Raw genomic sequence first — 13,100 nt, forward strand, 5'->3', positions numbered from 1 at the left:
TTCATGTCATTTTTTCGTAAAAAAAGATTATTTATTATTCTTATTGGGATCATTGTCCTAGTTGCCTTAGTTGGGTTCTCAATAAGGGATAGGGTAAATTTAACTACAGCAGAACAATTTGTAAGTGATGTTATTGGTGTTGCTCAGAATGTCATATCAACACCTGTAAAATACGTAGCAGGTATCTTTGAAAATATAGATGATATTCGAAATACGTATGAGGAGAATCAAATCTTAAGAGAAAGATTAGCACAATACAAAGGGCTAATCTATGAAGTACAAGAGATTAAAGATGAAAATGAAGAACTGAGAGCGTTGCTCGATAAAGAAGATTCCATACGTTCCTATAACCCTATTCATGCAACAGTAACAGCGAGGTCCCCTGAAAGATGGATTGAGCAGCTAACGATCAATAAAGGGAAATCAGATGGTGTAAAAGTGAATATGGCTGTTATTACTGCAGAGGGCATGATTGGAAAGGTACAAAGTGTTGCACCAGCAACTTCAACGGTCCAATTGCTAACCGGTTTTGATGAATTTAACCGAATATCTGCAACGGTATCAAGAGAAGGTGGAAAGGGTATTTTTGGTCTAATTGAGTCCTATGATAAGGAAACAAATTCACTGTTATTTAAAATCATTGAGGATTCTGACCAGGACATTGAAGAAGGCGAATTAGTTGTATCTTCTGGTATGGGTGGCGTATTCCCTGCTGGACTACCAATCGGCACCGTGAAAGAGGTTGTTCCAGATCAATATGGGTTAACGCGAACTGCATTAGTAGAGCCTGCAGCGAATATGTATGAAATTAATCATGTGGTAGTAGTGGAACGGTTATTAGGTCAAGATGATGAGGATGAAGCAGAGGGGGAGGAGGAATGAGACGTATATTCCTACCCCTTATTCTACTGTTAATCCTCGTCTTAGAAGGTGTGGCATTAGATATTTTGCCGAGTAGTCTCCTTGACGGTGACATCATGATTACACCACATTGGATTTTAATGTTCTTAGTGTTAATTGCCACCTTTTATGACCGCGGGGATTCTTACTATTCTATTATGTATGCTTTAATTTTTGGGCTTTTATTTGATATTGCCTATACTGGCATATTGGGTGTATATATGTTCACCTATGGTGTTACTATGTACATCATTCTTGAACTACGAAATATGTTGCATAGTAATATTTATTCAACGTTATTGTTTGGTATAATAAGTATAACAATTGCAGAGTTGATGATAAATCTTATCTATTATGTTATCGGAATCATGAGTGCAGAATGGTTGGATTACATCATGTTACGATTATTACCATCTATTTTGGCGAATTCTATTTTCCTACTCATTATTTATCCATTATTTGCAAAACGACTTGTAAAATGGAAAACGGATAAAACATGATAGATTAGATAGTTGTTATTCCATTATACCTACACGTAAAGATTTGAAAGCACTAATGAGGTGAAAGCGTTGCAAGACATGAAACCAAAACAGTATGTTACGATAAAAGGCACGAGAGACGGGCTTACACTATTTATTGATGATCGTTGTTCATTTGAAGAAGCGTGTAGGGAATTACAAGAAAAATTATCTGTTAATCATTCCAAAAAGGATGAACAGGTTGTACCCGTAACAATTAACCTTGGAAATCGTTACTTATATGATGATCAAAGGGAACAACTAGAAAACATTATTACCGAAAAGAAACAATTTACTGTTCAAACCATAGAATCGAATGTCATTCTTAGGGATGAAGCACTTGCCATGCTCGAGGATACAGAAATTAAGGTTTACAATCGAATTGTTCGGTCTGGACAAGTTCTCGAAGTAAGCGGTGATGTACTATTAATAGGGGATGTAAATCCTGGTGGGAAAGTTGTTTCTACAGGAAATATATATATTATGGGTAGTCTGCATGGGATTGCTCATGCAGGTGTAAATGGTGACCATAATGCCATTATAACTGCTTCTTATATGAATCCAAGTCAACTCCGTATAGCTGATTACATAAGTCGTGCACCAGATTACCAATCAGACGGTGTATATATGGAATGTGGTCTCATCGATACAGAAAAAGACAAAATAATCATTGATAGATTGCAAGTTTTAACACATAAACGCAAACGTTTAAGTGGATTCGAAAGGAGAATAATCAATGGGTGAGGCAATTGTTATAACATCTGGTAAAGGTGGGGTTGGGAAAACGACTACTACCGCAAATTTAGGTACTGCACTAGCATTAATGGATAAAAAGGTTTGCTTAATTGATACCGATATCGGACTGCGAAATCTAGATGTGGTAATGGGACTTGAAAATCGCATTGTATACGACATAGTAGATGTTATTCAAGGCCGTTGCAAATTAAAACAAGCATTGATTAAGGACAAGCGTTTTGATTATTTATCACTACTTCCTGCTGCACAAACTAGTGATAAGACAGCTGTTACGCCAGAAGGCATGCGTGAAATTGTGAAGGAATTAAAAACAGAATATGATTATATCATTATTGATTGCCCTGCTGGTATTGAGCAAGGATATCAAAATGCTGTAGCAGGGGCAGATAAAGCTATTGTGGTGACAACGCCTGAGAAATCTAGTGTTCGTGATGCCGATAGAATCATCGGTCTACTAGAAAAAGAGGATATGGACCCACCTTCCTTAATCATTAACAGAATACGTAAGCATATGATGAAGAATGGCGATATGCTTGAAATCGATGAAATCGTACAAATTTTATCGATTGATCTAATTGGAATTGTTTTAGATGACGATGAAGTTATTAAAGCATCCAATCACGGAGAACCAGTTGCATTCCAACCAAACACAAAAGCTTCTATAGCATACCGAAATATTGCAAGAAGAATTCTAGGAGAATCTGTACCATTACAATCACTAGAAGACGAAACAGGTATGTTCAAGAAAGTTAAAAAGTTCTTTGGCATTAGGAGCTAGTAGTAAGAAGATGAAAGAGGATGGAACAAAACTATTTTTAACATAGGATAAACCGAACATGAAAGTTACCGCATCAAACCCGCCCCGGAAATATACTCCGCTTTCCGTGGGCGGCTGGTGAGCCTCCTCAGAGCTAAAGCTCCCCTGGGGTCTCACCGATGCCTTTCCTCCTACAGAAGTCTCCGTATATTTCCGGGGCTAATGTGGTGATTGTTCGCTTTTTATTACCCTTTGTTTTCGTTTTGTTCCATCCTCTTTTTTGATTGAGCAGTAAATCCAAGTATTCGTGTAAAGCTTGTTTCTCTCATCAGACTAAATTAAGTTCGGACAATCATATCTTGTCCTAGCCCTTCATACAATTGTATAAACGATGAATGAAGGAATGAGGACGAATGAAGAAAGAAATAAAAGATGTTAGAAAATCAATCAATGAACGGAAAAAATCACGAGGAATCCCAACCAAATCAAATCCTAATAAAATGAGTACCATCATACCTTCTTTACCACAGGATGAAGAAAGACATGGGTTTTATCCAAACTTTATTGATCCTTCATCCTCTAATCAGACAAGAAGTAATGCTATCACAGGTATTATGTTAAAAGGTATTTTTTCTGTCATGTTGTTTTTCTCTATCGCCATTATATGGCAAAATGATGCGGAATTTTTTGATAAACCACGAGAATGGACGAGCAATGTGCTGACTGAGGATTTTCCTTTTGCTAGTGTTTATAAATGGTATAAAGATTCTTTTGGTACTCCTCTTGCTTTCTCGCCTAGCGATAAAGAGGAAGTGGAAGAAGCAGCACTCGTATTACCAGTCTCTGGAAATGTGATGGAGACTTTTCAATCTAATGGTAAAGGAATTATGATTGCGCCTCAAGAAACTACAGCTGTCGCTGCATTAAGTGAAGGTGTTGTTATATTTGCGGGGAAAAAACAAGATACCGATAAAACAGTAATTATTCAGCATGCCGATGGATCCACTTCAACATATGGTTTCTTAAGTTCCATTGATGTTCATCTGTATCAAGTTGTAAATAGCCAGCATAGGCTTGGGGAGTTTACACCTACAGCGGATAATGAAATGGTATATTTTGCGATTGAAAAAGACAATGAATATGTTGATCCTGTTCAGGTGATAGAAGTTGATGACAATCCGTAAACTGATACCGCCTATACACATTCATCCATTATTATTAGTTTTTATTATTATTTCCTTTTTAACTGGTACATTTGTAGAAATGTTTATCATTTTAATGATTGTTTTATTACATGAATTAGGTCATTATATGGCAGCTTCCTACTTTAATTGGCGAATTAAGCAAGTCATGTTATGGGTTTTTGGGGGTGTAATGGATACGGATGAACAAGGCAGTAGACCTGTAAAAGAAGAATTTCTTGTGACGATAGCAGGTCCCATTCAACATTTGGTTATTTATGTTCTCATGTTTTTTTCATCCTTTTTTTCTTTGCTACCAAGTTCAATCATTGATACGATCATATTTTATAATACTACAATTCTAGTGTTTAATTTGCTACCGATATGGCCACTGGATGGAGGAAAGCTATTATTTTTTTTGCTATCCCAAAGGTACTCGTTTCAACGCGCGTATAATACGGCATTAGTTTCTTCTATTATAATCTGTTTGGTAATTATTGTAATTCAGTTATTATTTTTCCCATTTACACTCAGTGCCTTATTAATTATGGTATTTTTACTTTTAGAAAACAGAGCCGATTGGAAGAAGAGACATTTTGTTTTCATTCGTTTTCTCTTAAATCGGTATAAAGGGAACAACTGGATAAAATCAGTAAGCCCAATAACAGTGCCATTCCAGTATACGCTTATGGATGTGTTCTCGCAGTTTAAGCGAGATGTAAAGCACGCTATTTACATACAAATGCCTGATAATCAAAGACTAGCAATTGATGAAACGGAATGCTTAAAAAGCTATTTTTATGATCAAAACTACAATAAAACGGTCGGTGAAGTGGCGACATATACAACGATATAGAAAGTTTCTTGACAAAGATAAGCATACATGATAACATTTTTATGTTATTCATCGTAGCACCCGTTGCTACAACCGCACAGAACAGGTCATGGAAAAACTATAATAGTTTACCTGTATGGCGAGTCTGAGTTAATTAAGGAGGTGCAGTTATGTACGCTATTATCGAAACAGGTGGTAAGCAAGTTAAAGTTGAAGAAGGCCAAGTAATTTACGTTGAAAAAGTTACAGCAGACGTGGATGAAACTGTTACTTTTGACAAAGTTCTTTTCGTAGGTGGGGAAAACGTTCAAGTTGGTTCTCCTTATGTTGAAGGTGCTACTGTTACGGCTAAAGTTGAAAAACATGGTCGTCAAAAGAAAGTCACTGTATTCAAGTTCAAGCCTAAGAAAAACTATCATAAGAAGCAAGGTCATCGTCAGCCTTATACTAAATTAGTAATCGAAAAAATTAACCAATAAGGGTCTTGTTATGATAAAAATAACTGTATACCGAGATAATAATCAAATAAAAACCTTTGAATTATCTGGACATGCAGAGAGTGGACCCTACGGATATGATTTGGTTTGTGCTGGGGTATCTGCGGTTTCATTTGGAGCAGTAAATGCTGTTTTGGAATTAACAGATATCGATTTAGCAATTGAACAAGGTAGTGAAGGTGGTTATCTTCGCGTATCGATTCCAGATTCTGTTCCGTCAGAAATAATGGATAACGTACAACTTTTGTTCGAAGGTATGATTGTATCACTTCAAACGATTGAACGTGATTATAGTCAGTTTATAATGATACAAAGTAAATAGGAGGTGCTCTAATGCTACGTCTAGATTTACAGTTCTTCGCATCTAAAAAGGGTGTAGGTAGTACAAAGAACGGTCGTGACTCTGAGTCCAAACGTCTTGGTGCTAAACGTGCTGATGGTCAATTCGTAACTGGTGGATCTATTCTTTACCGTCAACGCGGTACAAAAATCTATCCAGGTGAAAACGTTGGCCGTGGTGGTGATGACACACTTTATGCTAAAATCGACGGTGTTGTAAAATTCGAACGCTATGGTCGTGACCGCAAAAAAGTTAGTGTATACCCAGTTGCTCAAGAAGCATAATATGACATACAAACTCCAATCATTTTAGATGGTTGGGGTTTTTTTATTAGATATAAATAAGCATCTTATCCATCTTGCTCTCCATTTAATGTACGAATGCCCATTTTCTGCTATAATTCTACATAATGGGGGAGGATAATGTGGACGCTAATGAAGTGATTCAATTATTACGATTACAAAGGCATGATTTAATGAATGATTTACAAATCGTGCATGGATACTTAAGTATGGGTAAGGTGGATAAAGTAAAAGTAAAGGTAGACGAGATAATTGAGGGGTTAAATCGTGAGCGATTATTGATGAATAATAGTTGCCCTAACTTTGCATTATGGTTAATACAGACGAATTTACAACATAATCATATCCAATTTACATATGAAATAGGTACAAGTAATAGAAATCTACAAGCCTATGATAAGGTGTTAACGGATATCGGAAATACAATAGTTGATTACATTTTAGCGGATAAATTAGAAATAATAAATGGTGTATTACAGCTTATTGAAGAGGATTCTTTCATTAAGTTGGTTGTGACACTCAGTGGTCCGCCAATTAACTCGGAAAGATGGCAAAATGGAATGGCTAAAAAGCTAAATAATGTGTGGATACAAGCAGAGGAACTGGAATCTAGTGTTAGGTTTAGTTTTTCGCTATCCTCGCTTGAATAGATGAGGTGAGTAATATGTTTGTCGATCAAGTCAGTGTCTACGTAAAGGCTGGAGATGGTGGTAATGGTCTTGTCGCTTATCGTAGAGAGAAATATGTACCGTTGGGTGGACCAGCGGGTGGAGATGGCGGGAATGGTGGTGACGTCATCTTTAAGGTAGATGAAGGATTAAATACATTAATGGATTTACGTTACAACCGTCATTTTAAAGCAAAACGTGGCGAAAATGGGATGAGCAAGAACCAACATGGTAAAAATGCAGCACCATTAATTGTGTCAGTACCACCAGGAACAACCATAATGGATGAGGATACCGATCAAGTCATTGCCGACTTAACCATTCATGGGCAAGAGGCTGTCATTGCCAAAGGTGGTAGAGGTGGTAGAGGGAATTCTCGTTTTGCAACGCCAAGAAATCCAGCTCCAGATTTTGCGGAAAATGGTGAGCCTGGTGAAGAGAAAAACATAAAAGTGGAATTAAAGCTTATTGCAGATGTGGGACTTGTTGGATTTCCAAGTGTTGGAAAATCTACATTCTTATCCGTTGTAAGTGCAGCTAAACCAAAAATCGCTGATTATCACTTTACTACATTAGCTCCTAATTTAGGAGTTGTTGATACTGGAGATCAAAGAAGCTTTGTCTTAGCAGATTTACCTGGATTAATTGAAGGAGCCCACCAAGGAATAGGATTAGGGCATCAATTTTTACGCCATGTGGAGCGAACAAGAGTAATTATCCATGTTATTGATATGGCAGGAACAGAAGGAAGAGATCCTTTTGAAGATTATGTAAAGATTAATACAGAACTGAAGGAATATGATGAAAAACTAATGACAAGACCACAGGTTATTGCGGCAAACAAAATGGATATGCCGGGTGCGGAGGAGAATTTAGAGAAATTTAAAGAACAGCTTGGTGAAGATGTTCCTGTATATCCAGTATCTGCTCTTACGAAGGATGGCTTAAGAGATATTTTATATGCCGTAGCAGACCTTCTAGAAACAATACCGAAGTATGCTCCACAACTGGAGGAAACGGAAGAAAAGGTTGTTTATCGTTATCAAAAAGAAGATAAAGGATTTACCATTACTCGAGAGGATGATGGTGCCTTTGTTGTTTCAGGTCCAAAAATTGAAAAATTATTTAAGATGACAGATTTTAATCGTGAAGAGGCAATTCGTCGTTTCGCACGTCAAATGCGTTCCATGGGAGTAGATGAAGAACTTCGTAAAAAAGGAGCAGAAGACGGCGACACAATACGTATATTACAATTCGAATTTGAATTTGTTGACTAGAGTCATTCTCCCTAGAGAATGGCTTTTTTTGCCTGATAGGTAAGTAAAAAAATCCTTGCCGTCAGGAGTAGATATGGAAATAATCGTTAAGGACTACGATCATAAACAATCAGAACTCAGATGATTTTCATTCTTTTCGAATAAAGTTCAACATTTCCATTTAAGTTGCATATCTTGATATAGAGTGATTAGCCCAGAATTCGAGAAGTGAAAGGAGTTCGTTGAACATTGAAAATTCATATTGTACAAAAGGGAGATACAATGTGGGAGCTGTCTAAAAAATATGGAGTTGATTTTGAAGCATTAAAAGCTGCAAATTCACATATTTCTAGTCCAGATATGATTATGCCTGGTATGAAAATACGTATTCCAACTAATGCTAAAACAGTAAAGAAAGAGGCACCCGTAAAAGAAGTGAAGGAAGTGAAAAAAGAGGTCAAGAAAGAAAAACAAGTAGAGACACCGTTTAAGGATATCAGTCCTAAACCACTTCCAGTTATTAAAGAAGATGATGAGAAACCTGAAATGGTCGTAAAACCCGAACTTCCAATGCCTCAGATGCCGCAAATTCCACAAATGACGATGCCACTAATGCAAGCTCCGAAAATCGAACAGGAAAAGCATACAACGTATAATATGACCTTTAATATTGATGAAAGCTCTGAGAGTAAAGAATCATCAGAGAAAGAAGTACATCATGCTAAACCGAAACAACAGCCGATAAGCTATCAACCGATTTCACAACCGATGCATCAACCGCTTCAGATGATTCCTTGTTATCCTATCAATCCTTGCTGGGGAATGCATCCGGTGGTTCCAATTCATCCAGTACCTTTACCAGCACACATGGTTTATCCACAACAAATGCCAATGGTGGAAGATGTAACGGGTGATTGTGGTTGCGGCGCTCCAAAAATCCCACCAATGGGTGATGTATCCCCATTTGATCCTGCTATGTACCAAGGTCAGCCGATGATGCCACAATTCGATCCGAATATGATGCAAGGCCAAGGTCAGCCGATGATGCCACAATTCGATCCGAATATGATGCAAGGCCAAGGTCAGCCGATGATGCCACAATTCGATCCAAATATGATGCAAGGCCAAGGTCAGCCGATGATGCCACAATTCGATCCAAATATGATGCAAGGCCAAGGTCAGCCGATGATGCCACAATTCGATCCAAATATGATGCAAGGCCAAGATCAGTCGATGATGCCGCAATTCGATTCAAATGTGATGCAGGGCCAAGGCCAACCGATGATGCCACAATTTGACACAAGTATGTTCCAAGGGCAAGCTAATATGCCACAAATGGAACCGAATACGACGTATCCATTTATGTCGGGTTTTCCTGAAAATGGTTTTCCTACCCCTCCCGGATTCGGTGAATTAAGAGCGGATAATGAGGAAGAGTCAGCGGATTGAGTAAACAATCAAGTAGAGACGATCAACGAATCAATCGTCTCTCTTCTTTTTTATATTGGGAGGGGAGTATTGAAGCGAGAAAGATTCATCCAATTAAACGTAATATTTATTTAATCGAAACAAACTCAGGAGATAAATATGTCTTAAAAGGTCATTCCAATGTCATGAATCTAAAACAACAATGGGAATTTTTTGAACGTGTTCAATCTAAGGAAATTGTACCATTTTTACGCTATCCGAATGGAAAAAAGGAAATCTCAACGGGAACAAATTATTATTGGACGATTTCACCTTATGTTTCCGGTAGAAAATTAAATTATCAAGTAGAGAGTGATAGGCAAAAAGCAGTGAATACATTAAAACATTTTCATGCTGCAGCCAATCAAATCTATGTGAAAAATATGGTTAGAAAACAATTATTTGTAAAACGATGGCATGCAAGACTAATGAAATTTATAGAAACCAAGCAACTTTTTGAAAAATATCGGTATTTAAACTTATTTCAGGATATAACGGTATCGATGAAGCACTATTTAGAAAAGGTCTCCAATTATCCATGGTACAAAGAACAATTAATGGCAGAAAGAAACGGAACCTGGGTTCATGGGGATGTTGCATCACATAATTTTATTCATCATGACAACACATTTATCATTGATTTCGATTTATTACAATGTACATTTCAGGATTACGATTACATCCAACTAGCACAACGTTTTTTACCTGCTATTAATTGGGAAGTAGACACTTTATTATCTTATAATATGGTAAGAGAAGAAGCAGTGGAACGGTACTTAATGACAACTTTTATTCCAAGTGATATGTTACGGGAATGGTTACATTTTTTAACGAGAAAACGGCGGATTAGTGTGGAAATGTATTTACAATCCATGGAACAAGAATGGATAAATCGTAAAGAATTTCTAACGGAGTCGAAGCGGATTATTGGGTAGAGGGATATATGGTCTTGTTATCGGTATAAATCTATTTCCATAAATTATATAAAAAGGATAGTATATCCGCTTCTAAATAACCTCTCTAGTAGCAAACTAGCTGTAAGGGAGGTTTTATTATGCGTAGGAAATTACTTCTTGCATTCGTGGGTTTAATACTAATGGCTGCTTGTGGTAATGAAACAGAAGAAGGAATGAATGATACGACCAATAATTCAATCCAACCAATTAATTATGAAACACCTCAGGAACAAAAAGAACGAATAAATAACCAGGAGAAAACAATTGGAGAATTAGGTGGCTATCCACAAAGTGAACAAGAATATGTTAACGAAGGTGATAAAAATTTAGCAGCTGAAAATGAGGATCGTTTCACGAGCGAAAGGACGTTACAGATTTCAGAATATTTATCAGAAAGAAAAGAAATTGTTCAAGCACAGGTGGCAGAGACGGATGATCGAATTATTGTTGCAATCATGACGGGAAATAAATATTACCCAAATTTAGCAGATAATATCGAGGAAGAAGTTAAGCAAATTGTCTCAGATAAAGAAATTGTTGTATACTCAGAGTCAACCTGGTGGGATCGTAGACGTAACCTAAATAGTAACCCTAACCCAACTCAACTTGAAGAAGAAGTGGAAAATAATATAAATGATTTTTATGGAAACGAATAAAAGTCAGGATAAGTAATTCTCGGCCTACAGAGAGAAATCTTTGTCAGGCTTTTTTATTTTCTTCTTTTGGTAATATTTCGGCAACTGTGACAGCTCTATTCATGGGCTCTTGTGTATGCTGGTTAGTAGAAATTGTGTTAGAATAGGAAAAGGATTTATAGTGGGGAGAAGATAGTATGATTTCGTACTTAAGAGGAAATTTAGTTTCCATACAAGATGAAGCAATTATAATTGATGTTAATGGGGTTGGCTATGAAGTGGTTTGTCCAAATCCATTTGCCTTTCAAGATTCTTTAAACAAGGAATTTCAAATACATACTTTTTTCCATGTTCGGGAAGATGCGCATATTTTATTTGGTTTTAAAAATGAGGACCAGAAATATTTATTCACTAGACTACTATCGGTTTCAGGAATCGGCCCTAAAGGTGCTTTAGCTATTCTTGCGGGGGTTAATATTCCTGATTTTGTTGCCGCAGTGGAACGTGAGGATGATAAATTCCTAACTAGTTTCCCTGGTGTTGGTAAAAAAACAGCCAGACAAATTATTTTAGATCTAAAAGGTAAACTAACTGCGAACTTCACTATTTCTGATGTCGAGGTAGAAAATAAAACGACTTCTACTAGCCTTTCTTCTGATGAATTAAATGAGGCTATCGAGGCTTTAAAAGCATTGGGGTATATGGATAAAGAAATTAAATTAATCTTACCAGCATTGAAAAAATCTCTAACTGATATAACTAATACAGATGAAATTATTAGAAAAGCATTAAGCTTACTTATGAAAAAGTAGGAAGGGGGCAATGTAATGGATGAGAGAATGGTTACAGGTGAATTACATGAGGAAGAATCCTATGTTGAACTTAGTCTTCGCCCCACAACACTAAATCAGTACATCGGTCAGGACAAGGTAAAGGAAAACTTAACAATCTTTATCCAAGCGGCTAAGATGCGTAATGAGCCATTGGATCATGTGTTGTTATATGGACCACCAGGGCTCGGTAAAACGACATTAGCTGCTATTATTGCGAATGAGATGGGTGTTAACTTTCGTTCAACATCAGGACCTGCAATTGATCGTGCAGGCGACCTGGCAGCAATTCTCACTTCCTTAGAGGTTGGTGATGTCTTATTTATTGATGAGGTTCATCGATTGCCACGAGCAGTGGAAGAAGTATTATATTCCGCTATGGAAGATTTCTTTATTGATATTGTTATCGGGACAGGACCAAGTGCCCGGTCGGTAAGAATTGATTTACCACCTTTCACACTAGTTGGTGCAACTACGAGGGCAGGTTTACTTTCGGCCCCTTTACGTGATCGTTTTGGCGTTCTTTCAAGGTTGGAATACTATGAAACAAAGGATTTACGAGCGATTGTAGAACGGACAGCAGAAATCTTTGATACGAAGATAGTAAAAGAGGCTGCGATAGAAATTGCCCGACGTTCCAGAGGGACACCTCGTATTGCCAATCGACTTTTACGTAGGATTCGGGATATATCCCAAGTAAAAGGTGAAGCGGAAATAAGTGTAGAAACAACTGATGTAGCCCTCGGAATGCTACAAGTGGATGATCAAGGATTAGACCATATTGATCATAAACTTTTAAAAGGCATTATCGAAGGGTTTCAAGGAGGGCCAGTTGGGTTAGACACGATTGCAGCAACCATTGGTGAAGAGTCACAAACCATTGAGGATGTGTATGAACCCTATTTATTACAGATTGGTTTTATTCAGCGAACTCCGAGAGGGAGAGTTGTCACACCAAAGGCATATCAACATTTTGGTATGAAAGTGAATGATGAAACGTGAATATCGGTAAGATATTTATTATAATTGGAATTATATTGGTTGTTATAGGGCTAATATGGACATTTATTGGTAGGTTACCTGGTGATATTTCGTTTAAAAAAGGAAATGTTACCTTTTACTTTCCAATCATGACATCTATTATAGTAAGCATTATCTTATCATTACTATTTTTTATTTTAGGACGATTTCGTTAATCTGTT

General features: G+C 37.1%; 17 protein-coding genes and 1 other annotated feature. All 17 genes read left to right on the forward strand.

Annotated elements, in window-relative coordinates:
* The first annotated feature begins 3 nt into the window (after positions 1–3).
* Positions 4–882 carry a rod shape-determining protein MreC gene (mreC, locus tag KGF86_RS04415; RefSeq protein WP_186870287.1) on the forward strand — a complete coding sequence of 293 codons (879 nt, stop codon included), beginning with the start codon at positions 4–6 and terminating at the stop codon, positions 880–882.
* Entirely contained in the window at positions 879–1,400 is a 522-nt protein-coding gene (gene mreD, locus KGF86_RS04420) for a rod shape-determining protein MreD (protein ID WP_186870288.1), read from the forward strand. Before mreC ends, mreD begins: the two co-directional genes overlap by 4 nt.
* Positions 1,401–1,469: 69 nt before the next feature.
* The gene (gene minC / locus KGF86_RS04425) at positions 1,470–2,162 is read left to right on the forward strand and encodes a septum site-determining protein MinC (protein WP_425516472.1); all 693 of its coding nucleotides are present in this window, start codon (positions 1,470–1,472) and stop codon (positions 2,160–2,162) included.
* Positions 2,155–2,952, forward strand: coding sequence for a septum site-determining protein MinD (gene minD, locus KGF86_RS04430; protein ID WP_211741246.1), 798 nt, complete (start codon positions 2,155–2,157; stop codon positions 2,950–2,952). Before minC ends, minD begins: the two co-directional genes overlap by 8 nt.
* Before the next feature lie 392 nt (positions 2,953–3,344).
* Positions 3,345–4,115 carry a M23 family metallopeptidase gene (locus KGF86_RS04435; protein WP_211741247.1) on the forward strand — a complete coding sequence of 257 codons (771 nt, stop codon included), beginning with the start codon at positions 3,345–3,347 and terminating at the stop codon, positions 4,113–4,115.
* The gene (locus KGF86_RS04440) at positions 4,102–4,968 is read left to right on the forward strand and encodes a site-2 protease family protein (protein WP_211741248.1); all 867 of its coding nucleotides are present in this window, start codon (positions 4,102–4,104) and stop codon (positions 4,966–4,968) included. The genes KGF86_RS04435 and KGF86_RS04440 overlap by 14 nt, the downstream gene beginning before the upstream one ends.
* 60 nt (positions 4,969–5,028) lie before the next feature.
* Positions 5,029–5,104, forward strand: a sequence feature (ribosomal protein L21 leader region).
* 13 nt (positions 5,105–5,117) lie between these two features.
* Complete coding sequence (gene rplU, locus KGF86_RS04445) at positions 5,118–5,426, forward strand: 50S ribosomal protein L21 (RefSeq protein ID WP_186870292.1); 309 nt, start codon at positions 5,118–5,120, stop codon at positions 5,424–5,426.
* Positions 5,427–5,436: 10 nt separating this feature from the next.
* Entirely contained in the window at positions 5,437–5,766 is a 330-nt protein-coding gene (locus KGF86_RS04450) for a ribosomal-processing cysteine protease Prp (RefSeq protein ID WP_186870293.1), read from the forward strand.
* Between the two features lie 11 nt (positions 5,767–5,777).
* A complete protein-coding gene (gene rpmA, locus KGF86_RS04455; RefSeq protein ID WP_010098994.1) occupies positions 5,778–6,068 on the forward strand; it encodes a 50S ribosomal protein L27 in 291 nt (96 codons plus the stop codon).
* A gap of 125 nt (positions 6,069–6,193) precedes the next feature.
* Complete coding sequence (locus KGF86_RS04460) at positions 6,194–6,736, forward strand: Spo0B domain-containing protein (RefSeq protein ID WP_211741249.1); 543 nt, start codon at positions 6,194–6,196, stop codon at positions 6,734–6,736.
* Positions 6,737–6,750: 14 nt separating this feature from the next.
* Positions 6,751–8,031: a GTPase ObgE gene (obgE, locus tag KGF86_RS04465; protein ID WP_186870295.1), complete on the forward strand. Its 1,281-nt coding sequence runs from the start codon at positions 6,751–6,753 to the stop codon at positions 8,029–8,031.
* A gap of 228 nt (positions 8,032–8,259) precedes the next feature.
* On the forward strand, positions 8,260–9,459 hold the full coding sequence (gene safA, locus KGF86_RS04470; protein ID WP_211741250.1) for a SafA/ExsA family spore coat assembly protein: 1,200 nt from the start codon (positions 8,260–8,262) through the stop codon (positions 9,457–9,459).
* Positions 9,456–10,412 carry a phosphotransferase gene (locus KGF86_RS04475; RefSeq protein WP_186870297.1) on the forward strand — a complete coding sequence of 319 codons (957 nt, stop codon included), beginning with the start codon at positions 9,456–9,458 and terminating at the stop codon, positions 10,410–10,412. The genes safA and KGF86_RS04475 overlap by 4 nt, the downstream gene beginning before the upstream one ends.
* Positions 10,413–10,531: 119 nt before the next feature.
* Complete coding sequence (locus KGF86_RS04480) at positions 10,532–11,089, forward strand: YhcN/YlaJ family sporulation lipoprotein (RefSeq protein ID WP_211741251.1); 558 nt, start codon at positions 10,532–10,534, stop codon at positions 11,087–11,089.
* A gap of 176 nt (positions 11,090–11,265) precedes the next feature.
* Positions 11,266–11,880, forward strand: coding sequence for a Holliday junction branch migration protein RuvA (gene ruvA / locus KGF86_RS04485; RefSeq protein WP_186870299.1), 615 nt, complete (start codon positions 11,266–11,268; stop codon positions 11,878–11,880).
* 15 nt (positions 11,881–11,895) lie between these two features.
* Positions 11,896–12,900, forward strand: coding sequence for a Holliday junction branch migration DNA helicase RuvB (gene ruvB, locus KGF86_RS04490; protein WP_186870300.1), 1,005 nt, complete (start codon positions 11,896–11,898; stop codon positions 12,898–12,900).
* Between the two features lie 2 nt (positions 12,901–12,902).
* On the forward strand, positions 12,903–13,094 hold the full coding sequence (locus KGF86_RS04495; protein WP_211741580.1) for a DUF2905 domain-containing protein: 192 nt from the start codon (positions 12,903–12,905) through the stop codon (positions 13,092–13,094).
* Positions 13,095–13,100: the final 6 nt, after the last annotated feature.

It is taken from the genome of Ornithinibacillus massiliensis (assembly GCF_018310345.1).
In the GTDB taxonomy this organism is placed as follows: Bacteria; Bacillota; Bacilli; order Bacillales; family Amphibacillaceae; genus Ornithinibacillus; species Ornithinibacillus massiliensis.